This window comes from Dongia sp. (assembly GCF_041918875.1).
Classification (GTDB): domain Bacteria; phylum Pseudomonadota; class Alphaproteobacteria; order Dongiales; family Dongiaceae; genus Dongia.
The window spans coordinates 313,384-334,979 of the sequence record NZ_JAYRUV010000001.1 but is presented as its reverse complement, the minus strand read 5'-3'; the positions used below and the strand labels follow the sequence as shown (position 1 = coordinate 334,979).

Annotated in this window: 20 protein-coding genes; 11 read left to right on the top strand and 9 right to left on the bottom strand. The window is 64.4% G+C overall.

The annotated features are described in order from the left end of the window. Positions 1-62 precede the first annotated feature (62 nt). From ACE3TY_RS01435 to ACE3TY_RS01425, 3 genes are all read right to left on the bottom strand, one after another. The gene (locus ACE3TY_RS01435) at positions 63-2,144 is read right to left on the bottom strand and encodes an ATP-binding protein (protein WP_374650205.1); all 2,082 of its coding nucleotides are present in this window, start codon (positions 2,142-2,144) and stop codon (positions 63-65) included. An 82-nt stretch (positions 2,145-2,226) separates the two neighbouring features. Next, positions 2,227-3,345: a cis-3-hydroxy-L-proline dehydratase gene (locus ACE3TY_RS01430; protein WP_374650203.1), complete on the bottom strand. Its 1,119-nt coding sequence runs from the start codon at positions 3,343-3,345 to the stop codon at positions 2,227-2,229. Positions 3,346-3,377: 32 nt separating this feature from the next. Further along, on the bottom strand, positions 3,378-3,947 hold the full coding sequence (locus tag ACE3TY_RS01425; RefSeq protein WP_374650201.1) for a regulatory protein RecX: 570 nt from the start codon (positions 3,945-3,947) through the stop codon (positions 3,378-3,380). A gap of 132 nt (positions 3,948-4,079) precedes the next feature. Here ACE3TY_RS01425 and ACE3TY_RS01420 point away from each other — a divergent pair, with 132 nt between their 5' ends. Beyond that, complete coding sequence (locus ACE3TY_RS01420; RefSeq protein ID WP_374650199.1) at positions 4,080-5,378, top strand: NAD(P)/FAD-dependent oxidoreductase; 1,299 nt, start codon at positions 4,080-4,082, stop codon at positions 5,376-5,378. A gap of 128 nt (positions 5,379-5,506) precedes the next feature. On the opposite strand, the gene ACE3TY_RS01415 is transcribed toward ACE3TY_RS01420, so the two are convergent. Then, positions 5,507-5,977, bottom strand: coding sequence for a nucleoside deaminase (locus ACE3TY_RS01415; RefSeq protein WP_374650197.1), 471 nt, complete (start codon positions 5,975-5,977; stop codon positions 5,507-5,509). 144 nt (positions 5,978-6,121) lie between these two features. Between ACE3TY_RS01415 and ACE3TY_RS01410 the strand changes: the two genes are divergently transcribed. From ACE3TY_RS01410 to rsmD, 3 genes are read left to right on the top strand one after another with little or no spacing between them, the layout of a single operon-like run. Then, complete coding sequence (locus tag ACE3TY_RS01410) at positions 6,122-6,838, top strand: gamma-glutamyl-gamma-aminobutyrate hydrolase family protein (RefSeq protein WP_374650196.1); 717 nt, start codon at positions 6,122-6,124, stop codon at positions 6,836-6,838. Further along, positions 6,835-8,127, top strand: a complete 1,293-nt coding sequence (locus ACE3TY_RS01405) for a pseudouridine synthase (RefSeq protein WP_374650194.1) — start codon at positions 6,835-6,837, stop codon at positions 8,125-8,127. The genes ACE3TY_RS01410 and ACE3TY_RS01405 overlap by 4 nt, the downstream gene beginning before the upstream one ends. Then, a complete protein-coding gene (gene rsmD / locus ACE3TY_RS01400) occupies positions 8,108-8,671 on the top strand; it encodes a 16S rRNA (guanine(966)-N(2))-methyltransferase RsmD (RefSeq protein ID WP_374650192.1) in 564 nt (187 codons plus the stop codon). The genes ACE3TY_RS01405 and rsmD overlap by 20 nt, the downstream gene beginning before the upstream one ends. Here rsmD and ACE3TY_RS01395 read toward each other — a convergent pair. Next, positions 8,659-9,849: an MFS transporter gene (locus tag ACE3TY_RS01395; RefSeq protein ID WP_374650190.1), complete on the bottom strand. Its 1,191-nt coding sequence runs from the start codon at positions 9,847-9,849 to the stop codon at positions 8,659-8,661. The genes rsmD and ACE3TY_RS01395 overlap by 13 nt on opposite strands. Next, a complete protein-coding gene (gene mutL, locus ACE3TY_RS01390; RefSeq protein ID WP_374650188.1) occupies positions 9,846-11,672 on the bottom strand; it encodes a DNA mismatch repair endonuclease MutL in 1,827 nt (608 codons plus the stop codon). Before mutL ends, ACE3TY_RS01395 begins: the two co-directional genes overlap by 4 nt. A 118-nt stretch (positions 11,673-11,790) precedes the next feature. Between mutL and ACE3TY_RS01385 the strand changes: the two genes are divergently transcribed. Continuing rightward, entirely contained in the window at positions 11,791-12,249 is a 459-nt protein-coding gene (locus ACE3TY_RS01385) for a VOC family protein (RefSeq protein ID WP_374650186.1), read from the top strand. A 342-nt stretch (positions 12,250-12,591) separates the two neighbouring features. Here ACE3TY_RS01385 and ACE3TY_RS01380 read toward each other — a convergent pair whose 3' ends face one another. Both ACE3TY_RS01380 and ACE3TY_RS01375 read right to left on the bottom strand, forming a co-directional pair. After that, positions 12,592-13,572: an NAD-dependent epimerase/dehydratase family protein gene (locus tag ACE3TY_RS01380; protein WP_374650184.1), complete on the bottom strand. Its 981-nt coding sequence runs from the start codon at positions 13,570-13,572 to the stop codon at positions 12,592-12,594. Between the two features lie 6 nt (positions 13,573-13,578). Further along, positions 13,579-14,937 carry a nucleotide sugar dehydrogenase gene (locus tag ACE3TY_RS01375; RefSeq protein WP_374650182.1) on the bottom strand — a complete coding sequence of 453 codons (1,359 nt, stop codon included), beginning with the start codon at positions 14,935-14,937 and terminating at the stop codon, positions 13,579-13,581. A gap of 131 nt (positions 14,938-15,068) precedes the next feature. Here ACE3TY_RS01375 and ACE3TY_RS01370 point away from each other — a divergent pair, with 131 nt between their 5' ends. Together ACE3TY_RS01370 and cueR are read left to right on the top strand one after the other, a co-directional pair. Further along, a complete protein-coding gene (locus ACE3TY_RS01370) occupies positions 15,069-17,213 on the top strand; it encodes a heavy metal translocating P-type ATPase (protein ID WP_374650180.1) in 2,145 nt (714 codons plus the stop codon). 8 nt (positions 17,214-17,221) lie between these two features. Continuing rightward, entirely contained in the window at positions 17,222-17,638 is a 417-nt protein-coding gene (gene cueR / locus ACE3TY_RS01365; RefSeq protein WP_374650366.1) for a Cu(I)-responsive transcriptional regulator, read from the top strand. Here the strand turns inward: cueR and ACE3TY_RS01360 are convergent. After that, entirely contained in the window at positions 17,635-18,321 is a 687-nt protein-coding gene (locus tag ACE3TY_RS01360) for a hypothetical protein (protein ID WP_374650178.1), read from the bottom strand. The two genes, cueR and ACE3TY_RS01360, sit on opposite strands and share 4 nt — an antisense overlap. A 363-nt stretch (positions 18,322-18,684) precedes the next feature. On the opposite strand from ACE3TY_RS01360, the gene ACE3TY_RS01355 reads away from it, so the two are divergent. The 4 genes from ACE3TY_RS01355 (at position 18,685) to ACE3TY_RS01340 (ending at position 21,592) form a co-directional block, all read left to right on the top strand. Then, a complete protein-coding gene (locus tag ACE3TY_RS01355) occupies positions 18,685-19,071 on the top strand; it encodes a hypothetical protein (protein ID WP_374650176.1) in 387 nt (128 codons plus the stop codon). Beyond that, a complete protein-coding gene (locus ACE3TY_RS01350) occupies positions 18,975-19,790 on the top strand; it encodes a PotD/PotF family extracellular solute-binding protein (RefSeq protein WP_374650364.1) in 816 nt (271 codons plus the stop codon). The genes ACE3TY_RS01355 and ACE3TY_RS01350 overlap by 97 nt, the downstream gene beginning before the upstream one ends. A gap of 76 nt (positions 19,791-19,866) precedes the next feature. Beyond that, positions 19,867-20,775: an ABC transporter permease gene (locus tag ACE3TY_RS01345; protein WP_374650174.1), complete on the top strand. Its 909-nt coding sequence runs from the start codon at positions 19,867-19,869 to the stop codon at positions 20,773-20,775. Between the two features lie 4 nt (positions 20,776-20,779). After that, positions 20,780-21,592, top strand: coding sequence for an ABC transporter permease (locus ACE3TY_RS01340; RefSeq protein WP_374650172.1), 813 nt, complete (start codon positions 20,780-20,782; stop codon positions 21,590-21,592). Positions 21,593-21,596: the final 4 nt, after the last annotated feature.

Below are 21,596 nucleotides of genomic sequence, written 5' to 3'. Positions count from 1 at the left end.
ATGTCTCGTGCGGGGCATGTGTTCGGGCCGGCACTGCTCCGGGCCCGCCGCCGCAACGAAACTCACGCGTCGGAGCGCGCTGGCTCTTGACGAAATTCCTGTCCGTGTTTGGGTGGTTGCATGCCGCTCCCCGCATTGGCGCGCACCGCCGTCTGCGGGATGACGATCCGCACACTCGTCCCCACGTCCGGCGTGCTGTCGAGCGTGATGGCTATCCGCAGGCGGTCGCATAGCATCTTGGTGATCGGCAGACCGAGGCCCACACCGCTGTTGGCGGCAACGTAGGGATTCCGGAGCGAACGCGAGAAAGGAACGAAGGCATTGCGCAACTCATCGGCATTCATGCCGATACCCGTATCCCGGATGGTGAGTTCGACCGAGCCGCTTTCCAGCCGGGCGGCGTCGATGGCGATCCGGCCGTTGGCCCTGGTATATTTGACCGCGTTGGTGAGCAGGTTGGTGAGGATCTGACGCAAGGGCGTCTCGTCGATCCGCACCTCGATATCGGCCGGAATATTGCTGACCCAGCCGATCTGCTTGTCGGTGCAGTTGCGCGCCAGCATGCGCCTGATGCTGTCGGCTATGTCGGCGAGCCGCACCGGCTCCCCGGAGGGTCCCTGCCCTTCGCCTTCGAGCCGGGCGAATTCCAGCACCTGCTCGATGAGGTGCTGCAGATGGCGGCCCAGCCCGATGATGTCCGCGACGTAAGAGCGCTCGCGCTCGTCGAGCTTGGCGCCGACATTCATTTCCAGCAGTTCGGAGAAGCCGATGATGCCGTTGAGCGGCGTCCTCAGCTCGTGGCTCATATGCGCCAGGAATTCGGACTTGGTCTGGCCGGCGCGGATCGCCTCGTCGAGTGCCAGCTGCGTCGCCTGCATCTGCGATTCGAGATTGTGCGCCATGTCGAGCAGGGCTTCCTCGGTCCGCCGGATTTCCTTGAAGCCGCCAACCGGCACCGCGAGATGCTGGAAGTCGCCGCCGCGTACCTTCTGCGCATTGCGCTCCAGGCGCTTGAGACCCGCCACGATCGGCTGCGAAAGCGCCATGGCGGAGAGCACCGTGACGAGCGTGATGACGAGGACGAACCAGATGATCGAATTGCTGACCCCGGCGAACCAGCCGAGCGGCCCGGCGCGCGGAACCGCCACGCCGACCAGCCAGGAGAGGCCGTGGAAATCGACCGGCGCCAGTTCGGCGAGATAGGCCCGGTCACCATATTCCAGGGCGCGGAAGCCGATCGGATAGGTTCCCGCCGGCGACATCGCCGCCCGCCAGACGGCACGCAGCAAGGAGGAACCGATATCGGCCACTTCCGGCAAGGCATGGGCGCGGTTACGCATCAGATTGCGGCCGACCTCGCCGCCGGTCATTTCCGAAGCGGCGATCACGCGGCCCCGGTCGGTGAGCAGGAAGGCGCGCCCCTCGATTTCGTCCTCCAGCTTGCCGAAGAACTGCGATAGATCGGCCAAGGTGATGTCGACGCCGACGACGCAGGCAATCTCGCCGGGACAGGTCGCGTTGCGGGCAACGCTGATGCCGGGCCGTCTGGTGGTCCAGAAGATATAGGGTTCCGTCCAGCCGTCGTTGAGCCCGCGCTGGGCGGCCGCATACCAGGGGCGGAGCCTGGGATCAAACCCGTCGACGATCCCGGATTCGGGCGTGATCACTTCGTAATATGCATCGCGCCAGGTTACGGACGTGTCGCGCGTGCGGCGCTGCACGTCGATCGACTTGAACATGAACTGGTCGCCGGCCACGGTGGCGACGCGCATCACATAGTTGAAGCTGCCATCCTCGTAACCGACATACATGCCGGACAGCGTTGGATGCGTCGTCAATTGCTGCCACATGTAGCGCATCAATGTCGCCCGGTCCTGCGATACCAGCGTGCCGTCGCTTATCAGCTTCGCGGTTACGTCGGCGGCACGTTCCGCCTCACCCAGGAATCCGGTCGCCCGCGAGATGATATGCGCGTTGGCGCTGCGCATCAGAACGCGCGCGGCGGCATCCGTTCCGCGTTGCGCGATGAGTACGCCACCCACCGTGATGGCGATTGCAGCCAGCGCAACAAGAAGAGGCAGCGCGATCAGCAGCGCTTTTCGGACGGACCAGAACGGATGCATATTGAGGACAATACTCCTCAAATCCGAAAATCCTCGGGAGAATTCCCGTCTTTGCGACCTTACATGAGCGGGAGGCGACCGCAAGCCTCGATATCGCCGCAGTCTATCTTCCTATGTGCGGGCCGATATGCAGGACCGCATCGCCTAGAATCTGGGCACGCGGCACGATGCCGAGGCCCGGCGCGCCACTCGCCGCCATGCGCCCCATCTGTCGCACCGGGCCTCCTTCCGCGATCGAGCGCGTGACGTAGGAGTTGAAATCGGTCGCGGAGAAAAGCAGGTCCGGCGGGGTCGAGTGCGCCAGATGCGCGATAGCGGCCGTGGCGATATCTCCACCCCATGTATCCTCGATCGTCATGGCAATTCCCAGTGCCACGCAGAGATCGCGAACTTGCCTGGCACGGGTGAGGCCGCCGACCTTGCTGATCTTGAGATTGATGACGTCCATCGCCAGATCGGCATGACCTTTAAGGACGGCGCTCAAGGAATCGATCACCTCGTCGAGCACGAAAGGCCGCGCCGTGCGGCGACGGATGGAGAGGCATTCCTCGTAGGACATGCAGGGTTGCTCGATATAGACGTCGATGTCGCGCACCGCATCCACGACACGCGCCGCCTCGTGCATCAGCCAGCCGGTGTTGGCATCGGCGATGAGCACGTCGCCGGATTCGAGTTCGGCGGCGCAGGCTTCGATGCGCTCGATATCGGTATCGGGGTTGCCGCCGACCTTGAGCTGGAATTTCGTATAGCCTTCGGCCCGGTACTGGCCGACGCGCGCCGCCATCTGGGCCGGGCTTTCCTGGCTGATGGCGCGGTAGAGTGCGAAATCGGGCCCGAAGGCACCGCCCAGCAAGGTTGCCACCGGCAGGCCGGAAACCTTGCCCAGGATGTCCCAGCAGGCGACATCGATGCCCGATTTGACATAAGGGTGCCCGCGCAGGGCCTGGTCCATGCACCGGTTGAGCACGCCGAGATCGCAAGGGTCGAGGCCGATGAGCCTGGGCCCTATCTCCCTGAGGCCGGTGCGCACCCCTTCGGCATAGGCGGGGAGATAGGCCGGCCCAAGCGGGCAGACCTCGCCATAGCCGGTGACGCCCGCATCCGTCTCGACGGCAACGACCGTGGAATCGAACACGGTCACCGCGTTGCCGCCGGACCATTTATAGGTGCCCTCATGCAGCGGCAGTTCGACCCGGTAGGCGCGGATGGCAGTGATCTTCATGTCCCATTCCCCCAGTTGGCGCGGCAGCAGGCTTACTCCGCGTCGCTTTCGATGTCGATATCGCTTCCCAGGACGCGCCTGGCGAGGTCGAAGCCGAAGCCGGCCCGCGCCATAGCGGCAAGATCGCGCCTGGCCTGTTCCATGCGCTGCTCGCCGGCGATGTGACGCGCCCGATAGCGGCCGAGGCGCCGTCTCTTGGCATAGGCGATGGCCGCGGCTTCCTCGGCATTGCCGAATTCGTCGACCAAGCCGGCGATCGCCCTGCCGCGCGCATCCGGATCGATCCCGAGCTTCGCCAGTTTGGCGCCGACCTGGCGGCGCGACGTGCCGCGCCTCGTGAGGCTCGCCGCCTTCATGCCGGCAAAGCTCTCATCGTCAAGGAAGCGGTTTCGCTCCAGCTTGGCAATGATTGCGGGAATGGCCGCCAGCAACGGCGCCGGATCGTCGCCATGGAAATGCGCCGATCTGCGCACGCGCCGCGTCAGCATCTCCTCGACCCGCTTCCGGCTGGTGGCGAAGCGCGCGAGATAATCGAGGGCGATCTGGTCCAGATCCGCGATGGAGAGGCGCTTGGGGCGCCGATCTGATTTTCTGTCCGCCATGGCTTGTGTCATTCCTTCACGCCACCATTGCAGATTCCGCTGGGCTAGACAATTTCCGCACCCTGGCAACGCACGGCGATCCAGTTTATCAATTTGGCGCACGGATTTCAGGCTTGGGGGAGCTGCATCGACATGACCGATTCCATTTTCGCCGCCGGCTACAAGAACGAGTCCTTCTGGTGGGAGGATGCGCCGCGCCCGGATCGGCGCGTGAGTACCCTGCCCGCCAAGGTCGACGTGCTGGTCATCGGCTCCGGCTATACCGGCCTCATGGCCGCCCGCGAAACGGCCAAGGCCGGCCGCTCCACCCTGGTCCTGGATGCCGAGGCGGCCGGTTTCGGCTGTTCCAGCCGCAATGGCGGCCAGGTCTCGACCAGCATCAAGCCGACCGTCGGCGAGCTTTCCGGCCGGCTCAACGAAGAGACCGCCCGCAATATCCGCCGCGAGGGTCTCAATGCGCTGGAATATATCGGCCATCTGGTGGGGTCCGAGAACCTGGCTTGCGACTGGGAAGTGAGCGGCCGTTTCCATGCCGCACACAATCCGAAACAATACGATGCCCTCGCCAAGAGCCTGGCCGCCCAGCCCAAGGATCTATCCAGCCCCTACTTCATGGTGCCGAAGGCCGAGCAAGCCAAGGAAATCGACAGCCCCTTCTATCATGGCGGCGCCGTGCACACGAAGCATGCGGCCCTTCATCCCGGCAAATACCATCTCGAACTGCTGCGCCTGGCCGAAGTCGCCGGTGTTCAGGTCGTTGCCTATTGCCCGGTGCGGACAGTCGAAAAGGATGGGGCCGGCTTCAGCGTGTCGACACCGCTCGGCAAGGTCGCGGCCCGCGACGTGATCGTCGCCACCAACGGCTATACCGGCCCGCTCACCCCCTGGCATCGCCGCCGCGTCATCCCGATCGGCAGCTACATCATCGCGACCGAGGAATTGCCGCTGGAACTCACCGGCCGGCTGCTGCCGACCAACCGCATGATTTCCGACACGCGCAAGCTGGTCTTCTATTACCGCCTGTCGCCGGACAAGAAGCGCATCCTGTTCGGCGGCCGCGTCGCCTATAAGGAAAACGACCCCAGGGTCAGCGCCCCGCGCCTCCATGACTGGATGTCGCTGGTCTTCCCGGAGACGAAGACGGCCAAGGTCACGCATAGCTGGATGGGCTATGTCGCCTACACATTCGACACCCTGCCGCATATTGGCAAACAGGACGGCCTCTGGTACGCGATGGGCTATTGCGGCTCGGGCGTGTCGCTCGCGACCTATTTCGGCATGAAGATCGGCCAGCAGGTCCTGGGCAAGGCGGAGGGCAAGAGTCCGCTCGACAACGTACCCTTCCAGACCCGGCCGCTCTATGAAGGCAACCCCTGGTTCCTGGCGCCGTCGATCCTCTACTACCGGATCAAGGATTCACTGCCGATCTAACATTCCGGCCTGCAAACCGTCATCCCCGGGCTTGACCCGGGGATCGGGTGCGACCGGGCCCCGTCCTTCAATTGCTGACTGATGCCCGGGTCAAGCCCGGGCATGGCGATGAGGTGAGTGAAGGCGCGCTACCTTCTCGCCTTGAAAAATCGCCGCAGCAGTTCCGCGCTGCGTTCCTCGCCGCTGCCGCCGACGATCTGCGGGCGGTGGTGGCAAATAGGGAGTGTATAAAGCTTCGGTCCGCTCTCGATGGCGCCGCCCTTGGGATCGGGGGCGCCGTAGATCACCCGCCGCAGCCTGGCAAACGAGATCGCCGTGGCGCACATCGGGCAGGGTTCCAGAGTCACATAGAGATCGGCGAAGGGCAGGCGCTTCTCCTTGCGGCTCATGGCGACGGCGCGGATGACCAGCATTTCGGCATGCGCCGTGGGATCGTGCAGTTCCTCGACCCTGTTATGGTCGGCGGCCAGCACCTCGCCGGTCGCGGGATCGACCAGGACCGCGCCGATCGGCACCTCGTCGCGGGCGAAGGCGGCCTCGGCCTGGCGGAAGGCAAGGTCCATGAAATTGACGGGGGGATGGGGGTGAATTTCGGTCATCTTTCCAGTCTTGCCGCGCCTACCCCGCCGGTCAAGCGGGGTGGCCATGCCCTCTATACCCTTGTTTCGGCTGATGGTCTGTGAAATAGCTTGGCCCGATCCGCCGCGCCGCGAGGCGCCGCTGCCATCATCTGGAGCCAATTCATGACCACCCCTCTCATCGGCCTCACCTTGGATGTCGATGCCCCGCGCGGGCTCTCCAAGGCGCCGCATTATTCCCTGCGCGCCACCTATACCCAGGCCGTCTCCGCCGCTGGCGGCCTGCCGCTCTGCCTGCCGCACGAGCCGGATCGGGTCGAGGCCTATGCCGACACCATCGCCGGGCTGCTGGTGACCGGCGGCGGGTTCGATGTCGATCCGGTCCTGTTCGGGGAAAACACCAAGCACGCCACCGTCCGCACCAAGGAAGGTCGCACCTTCTTCGAACTCGGCATCGTCAAGGCGATGCTGAAGCGCAACAAGCCGGTGCTGGGCATCTGCGGGGGCGAGCAACTCATCAACGTCATCCTTGGCGGCACGCTGATCCAGCATATCGAGGACGAGGTGAAGGATTCCCTCCTCCACGAACAGCCCAACCCGCGCGACGAGGCCGGGCATAAGGTGAAACTGACGCCGGGTTCGCTGCTGCAGCGCATCGTCGGCGGCAGGGAGCTGCCGGTGAACAGCGCACATCACCAGGCGGTGAAATCGGTCGGCGCCGGCGTCGTCGTCAATGCGGTGGCGCCGGACGGCGTCATCGAGGGGATCGAGGATCCGCGTTACAAATTCTGTCTCGGCGTGCAATGGCACCCGGAGCTTCACGTCACCGGCGGCGACGGCAAGATCCTCACCGCCTTCGTCGACGCGGCCAAAGCAGCATGAGCCAGCTGGAAAAGCGACCAAGGAAGGAACAGCCCGGCGAACGTATCGCCAAGGTCATGGCGCGCGCCGGGCTCTGCTCGCGCCGCGACGCCGAGGTTTGGATCGCCAATGGCCGGGTCAGCATCAACGGCAAGCCCCTCACCAGTGCTGCGATGAATGTCGGCCCCAAGGACATCGTCCTCGTCGACGGCAAGCCGCTCCCTGAAAAGCAGCTCACCCGCGTCTGGCTCTATTACAAGCCCAAGGGCCTGATGACGACGGCCTACGATCCGGAAGGCCGCGCCACGGTGTTCGAAAACCTGCCGGCCGACATGCCGCGCGTGATTTCGATCGGAAGGCTCGATCTCAATTCGGAAGGGCTGCTGCTCCTCACCAATGACGGTGAACTGGCACGCAAGCTGGAACTGCCCTCCACTGCCTGGATCCGCCGCTACCGCGTGCGCGTCAACGGCCGCTTCGATCCCAAGCTGCTCGATGGCCTGAAGGACGGGATCGCGATCGAGGGCGTCCGCTACGGTCCGATCATCGCCGCCTTCGAGCGCCAGCAGGGTGCCAATGCCTGGCTGACCATGGCGCTCACCGAAGGCAAGAACCGCGAAATCCGCCGTATCTGCCAGCATTTCGGCTGGCCGGTGAGCCGCCTCATCCGCGTCGGCTACGGCCCCTTCCAATTGGGCGAAATGGAGCCAGGCCAGGTGCAGGAAGTCAAAGGCAAGCAGTTGCAGACGCAGCTGCGCTTCGGCAATGACTGGCGTCCGCCGGAAAAGGCCGAGGCCGAAGAGACCTACACCGCGCGCCCGGCCTTCGACCGCGGTCCCGACAGGCGCGCACGCGCCAAGCACGCGGCGCGTGGCGGCCGTCCGGAACATGGCCGTCCCGAACATGGACATCCGGAACGCGAGGACGCGCAAGCACGCAACCAGCGGCCCGGCCGCAATGCACGCCTGGCGCGCAGCGACAAGCAGGGCTGGGAGAAAGAGCCCGCCCGAACCGAGCGGCCGCAGCGTGCCGAAGCACCGAACCGCGCGCCCAAGGCCGGACTCAAACCCGGATGGGCCAGGAACAAGCCGGAAAAGCCCCAACCGGGGACCCGCCGCAAGCCAATGCCCGCGCGGACCGAGGGCGAAGATTTCTCGAAACGCGATGAGCGCCCGCGCCAGCAATGGAAGCCGGCAGGTGGCAAGCCAGGAGGCGGCAGGCCGCGCGGCGCCGGCGGGAAGGGCGACAAACCCAGAGGCAGATCAGGTTCGGGCAAATCAGGTTCGGGCAATGCGCGTCGATTCAGGTAGCCATCGCGGCACCAGGCTGGCGGTGCCGGAAGGAAAGGACGTCCGCCCCACCTCCGACCGCGCGCGGCAGGCGATCTTCAACATCCTCGTCCACGGCTTTGACGCGGTGGCCGAAGCGAAGGTACTCGATGTCTTCGCCGGATCGGGTGCGCTGGGACTTGAGGCGCTTTCACGCGGCGCCAAATCCCTCATCGCCTTCGAGAAGGACCGCGCCGCCGCCGATTGCATCAAGCGCAATGTCGCCGCCTGCCACGAAACCGAGCGCACCACCATCGTGCCGGGCGACGCGCTCAACCCGCCGGAGGCGCACCGCTACAAGCGCTTCACGCCGGCCGATCTCGTCTTCCTCGATCCGCCTTACGCCCAGGATCTGATTGCGCCGGCACTGACGACGCTGAAAGAGCGCGGCTGGATCGCCGGACATGCGCTCATCGTCGCGGAAATGGGCGACCGCGATATCTTCACCCTACCGGCCGGCTTCCAGCCGATCGACGAGCGCCGCTACGGCAAGGCACGCATTCTCTTCCTGCGTCACGCAGCCTGAGTCCTGGCCGGCAGCAGGAACAGGATGAGGCCAGCGATATTGACGGCGGCCGCCAGGGCGAAGGCCGTGCCCGCGCCCAGCCGATCCCAGGCAAGCCCCATCGCCGCCGAGCCGACGAAGATCGCGATGCCAGCGGCAAGATTAAACACGCCAAAGGCCGTGCCGCGCAGATGCGCCGGGGCGTAATCCGCCACCAGCGCCGAGAAGATGCCTTGCGTGCAGGCAAGATGGACGCCCCACAAACCGGCACCGATCCAGACCAGCAGCGGTCCCTGCGCCAGCGCCATCGCACCGTGCGACAAGATCAGCAGCATAAACCCGATGGCAATCACCCGGTTGCGACCCACGCGGTCCGACCAGATGCCCGCCAATGGCGTCAGCGGGACGGAGACCAGATTCATCACCACCAAAGCCATCGGCGCCCAGGCGGGGCTGACACCGACATCCTGCGCGCGCAGGATCTGGAACGCTTCGGAAAAGCGCGGCAACAGCAATACGAAGAGAAAACCCATCGCCAGCCAGAAGGGCCGGCCGAGCTGGCGCAACTCGCTGACATGCAAGGGAAAGCGCCGCTTGATGCGCGGGCCGGCCGGCGCCGGCTCCTTGACGCCGGCCGTCATCACCGAGACGGATAGAATGGCGGGCACCACCGCCCACCACAGCACCGGCGTCACGTCGCCGGCGTAAAGCTGCAGCAGCAGGATAGCGAGCAGCGGACCTATGACGGCACCGGCATTGTCCATCGCCTGCCGCACGCCATAGGCATAGCCGCGATGTTCCGGCGCCACCCAATCCGCCACCAGCGCATCGCGCGGGGCGCCACGGATGCCCTTTCCCAAGCGGTCCGCAAAGCGGCCGAAAAAGACCGCCAGGGGTGTCGTGGCGATGGGAAAGAGCGCTTTCGAACAGGCGCTCAAGGCATAGCCGAAAGCGGCGATCCATTTGCGGCTTTGCCAATGGTCGCTGAGCGCTCCGGAAAAAATCTTGGTGACCGATGCCGTCGCCTCGGCGAGCCCGTCGATGATGCCGACCAGGAAGACGCTGCTGCCCAGGCCATTGACCAGCAGCAGCGGCAGGACCGCATGCACGATCTCGCTGGAACCGTCCATCAGCAGGCTGGTGAGGCCCAGCATCCAGATGGTCGCGGGCAGTCTGGGCCGTCCGGATTCCGCGATCATCGCCGGCCGAACAGGCGCTCGATATCGGCGAGTTTCAGTTCCACATAAGTGGGGCGGCCGTGATTGCATTGGCCGGAATGGGGGGTAGCTTCCATCTGGCGCAGCAGCGCATCCATTTCCGCCGGCAGCAGCTGGCGCCCGGCGCGGACCGAACCATGACAGGCCATGGTGCCGCAGATATCCTCAAGCTTTTCCTTGAGGCTGAAGGCGGCACCCAGTTCCGCGATTTCCTCGGCGAGGTCACGGACCAGGCCCTTGACGTCGCTTTGCCCGAGCAGGGCCGGCACTTCGCGCACCGCCACGGCATCGTGACCGAAGGCTTCGATGGCAAGGCCCAATTCCTCGAGTTCCACGCTGCGCGCGAGCAAGGCGCCGACCAGTTTCTCCGGCAGTTCCACGATCTCCGGAATGAGCAGGGCCTGACGCTTCACGCCGCCGCCGGCCAACGCCACCTTCATCCGCTCCAGAACCAGCCGTTCATGGGCGGCATGCTGGTCGACGATGACCATGCCGTCCTTGGTCTGGGCCACGATATAGGTGCTGAAAATCTGCGCGCGGGCGACGCCCAGCGGATAGTCCTGAGCCGCATTGTCCTGCTGCGGCGCGGGCGCCATGCCGCTCGGCCGCGCCATCTCCGGCGACAGGGGTGCAAAGGCCGCCATCGCCTGCTGCACGACACCGGCATTGAAGCGGCCCGCCTGGCCGTGACCCGCATGCATCGCCTGATAGGCATTGGGCATCGCCGTGGCGACACCCGGCATCGTGCCGAAAGATGCCAGCGCCGCACCCGCCACCGTGGTCGAGGCGCGGTGCCCTGCGGCGTCGAGCGCGCGGCGGATGGCGCCGACGATGAGGCCGCGCACCAGGGCCGGGTCCTGGAAGCGCACCTCGGCCTTGGCCGGATGCACGTTCACATCGACCAGTTCCGGCGGGCAGTCGAGGAACAAAGCCACCAGCGGGTGCCGGTCGCGGGCCAGGAAGTCCTGATAGGCGCCGCGGATAGCCCCCTGCAGCAGCCGGTCGCGCACCGGCCGGCCGTTGACGAAGAGATATTGCGACGAGGCCGTCGCCCGGTTGAGCGTCGGAAGGCCCGTGAAACCGGTCAGATGAATCCCCTCGCGTTCGACCGACAGCGCCACGGCATTGTCGGCGAAGTCGCGGCCCATCACATCGCCAAGGCGCTTCAGTCGCGCGGCACCGGGCGTGTCCATCAACTCCGCCTGCGCCGCGTCGAGGCGCAGGACGTTGCGGCCATCGTCCGTGAGCGAGAACGCCACCTCCGGATGCGCCATGGCGAGGCGTTCCAGTATCTCCACCACCGCATTCTGCTCGGAGCGGGCGGTCTTGAGGAATTTGAGGCGCGCCGGCACGGCATAAAAGAGGTCGCGCAATTCGACCCGCGTGCCGCCGCTCAAGGCGGTCGGTTCGGGCCCGCTCTTCTCGCCGCCTTCGACCCGGATCAGCCAGGCCTGCTCGGCGCCGCGCGCGCGGCTGGCGATGGAAAGGCGCCCGACCGCGCCGATCGAGGGCAGCGCCTCGCCACGGAAACCGAAGAAGCCGATATGGACCAGATCGTCATCCGGCAATTTCGACGTGGCATGGCGTTGGATGGCGAGTTCCAACCCGGCCCGGTCCATGCCATGGCCGTCATCGGTGACGCTGATGAAGCTCTTGCCGCCTTCGCGCAGTTCGACGGCGATGCGGGTGGCACCCGCATCGACCGCGTTCTCCACCAGTTCCTTCACCACCGAGGCCGGTCGTTCGATGACCTCGCCGGCGGCGATCTGGTTGACGAGATTGGCTGGCAAAAGACGAATCGGCATGGGGCGCAGTCTAGCACCTTGCCGCCCCCGGATTGTACCGTGACGATCCCAGGCTTGCCCGGCGCCATCGGCAATGGCTGAATGGCGCCGAGCCACAGCCAAAGCGAGCCAGCGGACCATGAGCAGCAGCGAGCGCGATTTCCCCAGCGGCGAGGATTATGGCCGTTCCCTCAAGGGCTTCGGCATCAACCTGCTGGTCCGCGACGTGGCGCGAACGGTGGCTTTCTCCCGCGACATCCTGCTAGCGGAAATCGCCACGGCGGATAAGGACTTTGCCGTTCTGCGGCATCGGGTGAACGGCCAGATCCTGGCGGAATGGATGCTGCATGCCGACGGCACCTATCACAGCAACCCGCTGCTGAGCCTCGTCTCCGCCGACCATCCGCGCGGGGCGGGGGTGGAACTCCGACTCTATCATCTCGATCCCGACGCGGCGGTGGCGCGGGCGGAGGCATTGGATTACGTCGTCCTGGCCGAGGCCGCCGACAAGCCGCACGGCATGCGCGAGGCCTATATCCTCGACCCCGACGGCTATTGCTGGGTCGTCAGCCTGCCCCTGCCGAGGAAGCCCATCTAGGGTGCCGACTCATAAGCCCGCAGCCTAGCTTGCGACGTCATTGCACATTCACTTGTCATCCCCCGCTATCGGCGAATGCCGGCATTCGTCGGCTGTGGCGGGGGATCCGCGAGTTTCTGGCCGAATCCTGCGCACTTGTTGGCAAATTCGTGGATGGCCCGCCTGCGCGGGCCATGACAAGTTTAGAATCGACGAGACAGCGTCCGGCTTGCTGAAAGATGCAAAGAAATCTCCTGCGAATAGGGGTTTCTTATGCGCTGCTGAAAGCTAAACCGGACAGCCGTGGATCAAGTCCGGGGATGACGGAGCAAGGCGAACAATTCCGAGTAACGTTGAAACGTTCTAGGCCTGCGCATAATCCCGATACCAGGCCACGAACTTTTCGATTCCATCGGCGAGCGGCGTCTTCGGTTCGTAGCCGAGGTCGGCGCGGCTCAGGGTTAGATCGGCCCAGGTAGCCCTGACATCGCCGGCGGCCGGGGCATGGACGTTGCGTTCCGCCTTGTGCCCGCAGGCCCGTTCGATCAGATCGATCAGGTGGTTGAGGCTGACCGGCCGGTCGCTGCCGAGATTATAGAGGCGGTGCGGCATCTCCTCGTTCCTCGACGGCGGGTGGTCGAGGGCCGAGAGCACGCCGGCGACGATATCGTCGATATAGGTGAAGTCGCGCTCGACACTGCCGTCGCCGAAGACCTCGATCTTCTCACCCGCCAGAATGGCCTGGGTGAAGCGGTAATAGGCCATGTCCGGCCTGCCCCAGGGCCCGATGACGGTGAAAAAGCGCAGGCCGGTGAGCGGCAGGCGATAGAGCTGGGCATAGGATATGCTCATCAGTTCGTCGGCGCGCTTGGTGGCGGCATAGAGCGAGGCCGGGCGGTCGACCGGATCGTCGATGGCGAAAGGCACCCGCCGGCTGTTGCCATAGACGGAACTGGAACTGGCATAGACCAGATGCCTGAGCCGCGGCAGATGCCGGCCCATTTCCAAGACATTGAGATGGCCGGAAAGATTGGCGCCGACATAGTCGGTCGGGTGGTCGATCGAATGGCGCACGCCGGCCTGCGCCGCCAGATGGACGATGCCGGCAATCGTGTCGCCATGCTTGTCGATGGCGGCATTGAGCGCCGGGGCGCGGCCGATATCGGCGAAGACGTAGGAGAAATGCGGATGCCGCTCCAGCCGATGCAGGCGCGCCTGCTTCAGCTTGGTGTCGTAATAGGGGTTCATATTGTCTAGCCCCAGCACGCGCTCCCCCTGCGCCAGCAAGGCTTCGGCGACATGGTAGCCGATAAAACCGGCGACGCCGGTCACGAGGATGGTCATAGGTGATCAGGCCTTGACGATGTTGCGGCCGCGCCAGCCGGCGCGCGCCATGGTGTTGCGTGTGTCGATAACAAGCTTGGCCAGTTTGCCGACCCGTTTGAAATCGATCGTATCGTGATCGGTCACGATCAGCACCGCATCGGCCCCTTTGAGCGTGGCATCGGTCAGCGCCCTGGAGCGCCGGCCGGAGAGATGCGGGTGTTCGCGCGAGGGCTTGATGACGGTGATGATCGGATCGTGATAATCGACCCTGGCGCCCTGCGCCTCCAGCATATCGATGAGGGTCAGGGCCGGGCTTTCGCGCATGTCATCGACATTCTTCTTGTAAGCGAGACCGACCACCAGAATGCGCGCCCCTTTCAGGGCCTTTCCGGCGCGTTCGCTCAGAGCCGCCACCAGGCGGTCCACCACGTAGCGCGGCATGAGTGTGTTGATTTCGCCGGCCAGTTCGATGAAACGCGTGGCGATGCCGAATTCCCGCGCCTTCCAGGTGAGATAAAAGGGATCGATCGGGATGCAATGTCCGCCGAGGCCCGGCCCGGGATAGAAAGGCATGAAGCCGAACGGCTTGGTCTTGGCGGCGTCGATCACCTCCCAGACGTCGATGCCCATCGCATCGAAAATGACCTTGAGTTCGTTGACGAGCGCGATGTTGACGGAGCGGAAGATGTTCTCGGTGAGCTTCACTGCTTCGGCCGTTGCCGGGCTCGAAGCGGGAACCGTTTTCACCACCACCGCGCCATAGAGGGCCAAGGCCAGGTCCAGGGCGACGGGACCGTCGCCGCCGACCACCTTGGGGATCGCCGCCGTGCCATGGGTTTCGTTGCCGGGATCCTCGCGCTCCGGCGAATAGGCGAGAAAGAAATCGCGCCCGCTTTTGAGTTTCCTCGTCTCCAGCGCCGGCCGCACGACTTCATCCGTGGTGCCCGGATAGGTGCTGGATTCGAGCACCACCAATTGTCCGGGCTTCAGATGCCTGGCGATCTCCGCCGCCGTGTTGGCGACGAAGCTCAAATCCGGCTCGCGCTGCCTGGAAAGCGGTGTCGGCACGCAGATGATGATGCAATCCATAGCCTTCATGGCGCGGAAATCGGCGCTCGCTTTGAGCGATCCGGCCTTCACCAGCGGGGCGATGCGCCTGGCCGGGATATGCCGGATATAGGAGCGCCCGGCCATGAGCCTATCCGTCTTGCCGGAATCAAGGTCGAAGCCGGTGACGGCAAAGCCCTTTTCGGCAAAAACGCAGGCCAAAGGCAGGCCGACATAGCCCAGGCCGACGATGCCGATTTTCGCCTTGCGCCCGGCAATGCGGCCAAAAAGCCTCTTTGCGGCGGCGTTCGAGGTGGATTTTCGCTGTTCTGTCATGGTTTAGCTGCTTCCCGGTCGCCGGCACCCTAGCAAATCGCAGCACCGCGCTACAATTTGTATCGTCGCTTGACCTTCCCATGATTGGAAGGACCATATGATGTTGGCGCCATGAAGATCAGGAGCGATAAATGACCGCCAGCGCCACGGAATATCGGTTGGGAATCAGCGGCATGACCTGTGCCGCCTGCGCCATGCGCATCGAGAAGGTGCTGAAGCGCCTGCCCGGTGTCGAGCGTGCCGAGGTCAACCTGGCCAGCGAAGAAGCGATCGTCGCCGGCAGCGATGCCGTCACCCGGCCGGCGATCCAGCAGGCCGTCGAAAAGGCCGGCTACGGCATCCGCGCCGATGCCGGCTCGGAAAAGACCGATCGCGAAGCCTGGTTCCTGCTGGCGGGGGCCGCCCTCACCCTGCCCCTGTTGTTGCCCATGGCGCTGGAACTGACGGTGGGCGGCATGTGGATGATCGATCCCTGGATCCAGCTAGCCCTGGCAACGCCCGTGCAGTTCGGTTTGGGCCTACCCTTCTATATCGGCGCCTGGCGTGCGCTGCGCGCCTTCAGCGGCAACATGGACCTGCTGGTGGCGCTCGGCACCAGTGCCGCCTTCGGCCTCAGCCTTTTCATGATCGACAATCCCCATCACCTATATTTCGAATCCGCCGCCGTCATCATCGTGCTGGTGCGTTTGGGCAAATGGCTGGAGAAGCGCGCCAAGAAGCGCACGCTCTCCGCCCTGAGTGCGCTCAATGCGCTGTGGCCGGCCCAGGCACGGGTCCGTCGCGATGGTGTCGAAAGCGACATCCCGCTGCAGCAATTGGCGAGCGGCGATATCGCAATTGTCCGTGCCGGCGAACGCGTGCCCGCCGATGGCAGGATCAGTATCGGCGACAGCGAGATCGACGAATCCCTTATCACCGGCGAAAGCCGGCCGCGCGTCGTGGCCAAGGGTGACCGGGTCATCGGCGGATCGGTCAATGGCATGGGTGCCATCGAAATCGAGGTCGCCGCGGTGGGCGCCGAAACGACCCTCGCCCGCATCATTCGCATGGTGACGGCGGCGCAAGGGGCCAAGGCCCCGATCCAGCGCCTGGCCGACCGGGTTTCCGCAATCTTCGTGCCGGTCGTGATCGCGATTGCCACGATCACGCTGATCGGCTGGCTGCTGGCCGGCGCCGGCATCGAGACGGCGCTCATCAATGCCGTCGCGGTGCTGGTCATCGCCTGTCCCTGCGCCTTGGGGCTGGCCACCCCCGCCGCCATCATGGTCGGCGTCGGCGCCGGCGCCAAACGCGGCATCCTGATCCGCGACGCGGCGGCGCTGGAGACCGCCGGCGGCATCACGGTGGTTGCCTTCGATAAGACGGGCACGTTGACGGAAGGGAAGCCGCGCATTCAGGGAATCAAGACCACCGGCGGCGACGAGCGGCAGGCCTTGATCATCGCGACGGCACTGCAGACCGGCAGCACCCATGCCCTGGCCGACGCTCTGCGCCAGGCTGCTGAAGGGCTGGTCCTGCCGCAGGCGCTGGAAGCGCGCGTTGTCGCCGGTCGCGGTGTCACCGCCCGCGTCGATCGGCGCCAGTACATTCTCGGCACCGCGAAGATGCTGCAGGAGAATGGCGTCGATGTGGTGACGCTCCACGATGCCGCCGCGAATTTCGCCGCCGACGGTGCCAGCGTCTCATATCTCGCGGAAACGGCGCCGCAGCCGCATTTGATCGCCCTTTTCGCCTTTGCCGACCGGTTGAGGCCGAGCGCCGCGTCCGCTGTCGCGGCCCTGCATGACCTCGGCGTCAAATCGCTGATGCTGACCGGCGACAATAAGGGTGCGGCGGCCAGGATCGCCGCCGAATTGGGTCTCGACGACATCCGCGCTGAATTGCTGCCCGATGACAAGACCCATGCGGTCGACGCGCTGCAGGCAGAGGGCGCCAAGGTCGCGATGGTGGGCGATGGCGTCAACGATGCCCCGGCCCTGGCAGCGGCCGACCTTGGCCTTGCCATGGCAACGGGGACGGATGTCGCGATCGAAACCGCCGGCATCGCCCTGATGCGCGGCGATCCGGCGCTGGTTCCGCAGGCCATCGCGCTGGCGCGAGCCACCACACGCAAGATCAAGGAAAACCTGGCCTGGGCCTTCGTCTTCAACCTGCTGGGCATTCCCCTGGCGGCATTCGGCTATCTCAGCCCGATCATCGCCGGCGGCGCCATGGCGCTTTCCTCGGTCGCCGTCATCACCAATGCCCTCACCCTCAATCGCTGGAGGCCGCAATGAGTGAACCCTTGAGCATCGGCGCCGCCGCCAAGGCCAGCGGCGTCTCCGCCAAGATGATCCGCCACTATGAAAGCATCGGCCTGCTGCCGCGCGCCGAGCGCAGCAACGGCAATTACCGGCTCTATGCCGCCCAGGATGTGCACAATCTGCGCTTCATCCAGCGCGCGCGCTCGCTGGGCTTTCCGTTGGAAGCGATCCGCGAACTGCTGGCCCTGTGGCGCAACCGGCAGCGCTCCAGTGCCCAGGTCAAGAAACTGGCCATGACCCATGTCGCCGGCCTCGAGGCCAAGATCGCCGAAATGCAGGAGATGGCGGCGGCGCTGCGTCATCTCGCTCGGAATTGCCACGGCGACGACCGGCCGGACTGTCCGATCCTGGAGGGGCTGGCGAGCGGCAAGGCCCCGAACGAGGCCTCCTGCCATTAATCGGGCAACCGGATCACGCGCTTCAAGAGTTTCAGCGGCGCGTCGGTCGCGTCCTTGCCGACGCGGAAGACGATCTTCTGGCTGCCGGCATCGATGCGATAGACGCCGCCCTGGTCGAGCAAGCCGTGCCCCGCCGTCAGGTCGGCGACGCCTTTGACCACCTTGACCGACCATTTGCGCCCGGCGTGGCGCAGGTCGCTCATCGCGACCGTCGCATGACCGGGTGCAATGAGCAGCGGCTGCCGCGTATCCATCATGAATGCGGCCGTTTCCGCCACGGGATCGCCCGTGACCTTGTCCGGCTCGCGGAAAACAAGCGTCGCACTCTGATTGGCCTGTTCCGGGCTCAGGGACAAGGCTGCAGGGTCGCAAGCCAGCCGCTCGCGTGCCACGACGCCGCCGGTGACGACGGACTGGACCTTGCCGATCCTGACCTTGCCGCCGCGGATATTCTCGCGCTGGCAGGAATCGAGATAGGATAGGATAAGCCCGCCATCGCCGCGCAGGTCGATCTCGCGACCGGGCCGCAGCAGATCGAGCGCCTCGATGCCGGCGACCGCGCCGCTGGTATCCTCGACGATCGCCACGGAATGATCTTCCGCATGGGCTGCTTCAGCGCCGACGAGCAGGATGCCGACGAGGCCGAGAGCCAGACAATGATATCCGGCGGATTGCGTCATCATTCCTTATGCCCCGCATTGCGTGGTTCAAGTGCCAACCATTTATCTAATAGTGCCGTCGCTCGAAGTGATGGCGCTCACCGTTGGCCTCCTTCCAGCGCGTTTTCAGCTTCCGCGCCGCATCGCCGTTCCCGTCTTGAGGGAAGCTTGACCGTCCGGAAAGAATATCGAGGCCGTCGCATCAGGCAGATTCGGCAGGCAAACGCCGACTCGCCGGCAAGTTTAGCGCGATTTCCCGCGCATTTAAGAAGCATAGTTGCGGGTCCGGCGCTGCAATGGCAAGATTACCTGTACACAGGAATAATAAGGCGGCAGCAAATGACTGCCCCAGAAACAAGAACGAACGGGACGGGAGGGATTTACGTGATGGAAGCCAATGAATTTCTAAGTGCGATGAAATCCGGCCGCATGTCGCGCCGCGATATCCTGCAGATGCTGACCGCCGCCGGTCTCACCATGACCATGCTGCCGGTCGGCCGCGCCAAGGCCCAGGATGGCGAGGCGATCTATTTCACCTGGGAAGGCTATAACGATCCGGGCTTCCATCCCGGCTACACGGCCAAGAACAATGCCGAGCCGGAAGGCCCGGTCTTCGGCGATGTCGAGGAAGCGCTGACCAAGGTCCGCAGCGGTTTCAAGGTCGATGTCGTTCATCCCTGCAATCTCGACCTGAAGCGCTGGCGCGACGCCGATGTGCTGAGCCGATCGACACCGGCCGCCTCGCGAATTTCGGCGATCTGTTCCCGAGCCTGACCAAGCTGCCCTATGCGCAGGGCGACAAGGGCGAGCAGTTCTTCATTCCCGTCGATTGGGGCAACACGTCGATCCTCTACCGTCCCGATCTCTTCGACGTGAAGGAAGAATCCTGGACCATGCTGTGGGACGAGCGCTATTCCGGCCAGATTTCCATGTCCGCCGACGCCACGGAAGCCGTATCGATCGCCGGCATCGTGCTGGGCGCCAAGGATCCCTTCAACATGACCGACGACGAACTGGCCAAGGCCAAGGAATTGCTGGTCAAGCAGAAGCCGCTGGTGCGCTTCTACTGGGACAGCAACTCGGCCGTCGAGCAGGCGCTGGCCTCCGGCGAGCTCGTTGCCTCCACGGGCTGGAACAGCTCGGTCGTCACGCTCACCGGCCAGGGCGTCAACATCAAGTTCGCCAACCCCAAGGAAGGCATCATGAGCTATTGCTGCGGCCTGGTGCTGACCAAGGACGCGCCGCATATCGACAAGGCCTATGACCTCATCAACGCCATGACCGCGCCGGAAGCCGGCAAATGGCTGATCGAAGTCCAAGGCTACGGCCATTCCAATACCAAGACCTTCGAACTGGTCGAGGACAAGATCCTGGCCGAACGCGGGCTGCCCAAGGATCCGACCGAGTTCTTCGCCAAGGGCATTTTCCAGCAGCCGATCCTGGATACCGAAAGAGTGCAGAAGGTCTTCGAGGAAGTGAAGGCCGGCGCCTGACGCATTTATCGCGACACAGCCTGGGGAACCGGCGGCAATGTCCGCCGGTTCCTTCGCTGTTACCGGCGCTAGAGATATGACCGCGCAAGCAACCCTTTCCTCTGCCGAGCCCCGCCCGATCCGACCTGAATGGCTGGACGGGCTGTGGCTCATCCTGCCGACACTGCTCATCGTGCTGGGCATGATGGTGGTGCCCATCGTGGGCATCGTCATCGTCAGCTTCTGGACCCAGACCGGCTTCGATCTCAACGCCGACTGGAATCTCGACAATTATCGGGTCCTCTTCACCGAAGAAGGCGCGCTCTACCGCATCCTCATCACCAAGTCGCTGTGGATGTCGTTCACGGCGACGGTTGCGGTCGTCGTGCTCGCTTATCCGATGGCCTATTTCATGGCCTTCCGCATCGGAAAATCGAAACTCATCTGGATCATCCTGCTGACCGTCCCCTTCTGGACCAGCTATCTGCTGCGCATCTTCGCGTGGAAGATCATCCTGGGCTTCAACGGCGTCATCAATTCCGGCCTCAAATTCGCCGGCATCATCGACAAGCCGCTGGAATTCCTGCTCTACAATCCCACCGCCGTCACCATCACGCTGGCCCATGCATGGGCGGCCTATGCCGTACTGCCGATCTATGTGAGCCTGGAGAAGATCGACCGCTCCTATCTCGAGGCGGCACAGGATCTGGGCGATTCCAGGTGGAAGCGCTTCTGGCGCATCACCTTCCCGCTGTCGCTGCCGGGAACCATCTCCGCGACGCTATTGGTCTTCATCCCGACGGTGGGGGATTACATCACGCCGACCCTGGTCGGCGGCACATCGGGCATCATGATCGGCAATTCGATCGTCACCCAGTTCGGCAAGGGCAACAATGCGCCGCTGGGGGCGGCCCTTTCCTGCATCATGATGCTGGCCATCACCCTGGCCGTCTGCGCTTTCCTAGGCATGATCGGGCGCAAGCGCCTCAAGGCCGCGGACCTCTAGACCCATGGAAACGATCCGCAAGCATCTCAACCTGCTGTCGCTGTTCGCGGTACTGTATCTCGCCTTCCTCTATGTGCCGGTGCTGCTGCTGCCGCTCTTCTCCTTCAACGACAATATCTATATCACCCTGCCGCTGAAGGGATTCACCTTCAAATGGTATCAGAATCTGATGGTCAATTCGTCGCTGCAGGCGGCGTTGTGGTCGAGCGTCAAGGTCGGCATCGGCGTTTCCATCGCCAGCACGTTCCTGGGACTGCTGGCGGCGCGCGCCATGACGCGCTACCGCATTCCCTTCCGCCGCTCGATCTATGCGCTGATCATGTTGCCGCTGGTCATCCCCTACATGGTGATCGGCGTTTCGACCCTGGTCATCCTGCGGCGCGGGCTCGATATCGATCTGTCGCTGTGGACGGTGGGCGCCTCGCATGTGCTGATCACGGTGCCGCTCGCCATGCTGGTGCTGATGGCGCGCATGGAAGGTTTCGACCGCAGCCTCGAGGAAGCCTCCCGCGATCTTGGCGACACGGCTTGGGCCAGTTTCCGGCGCGTGACGCTGCCACTGGTGATGCCGGGCATCGTCTCCAGCCTGCTGCTGTGTTTCATCACGTCGTTCGACGAGTATCTGCTGGCTTTCTTCCTGGCCGGCTCTGACGCGACGCTGCCCATTTTCATTTTCAGCAGCCTGCGCTTTCCATCCAAGATTCCGGATGTGCTGGCGCTGGGTTCACTCATCCTGATGGTTTCGATCGTGCTCGTGGTGTTTGCCGAATGGCTGCGCCGGCGCGGTGTCGCCGGCAGCGATTCATCGGTCATCTGAGGTC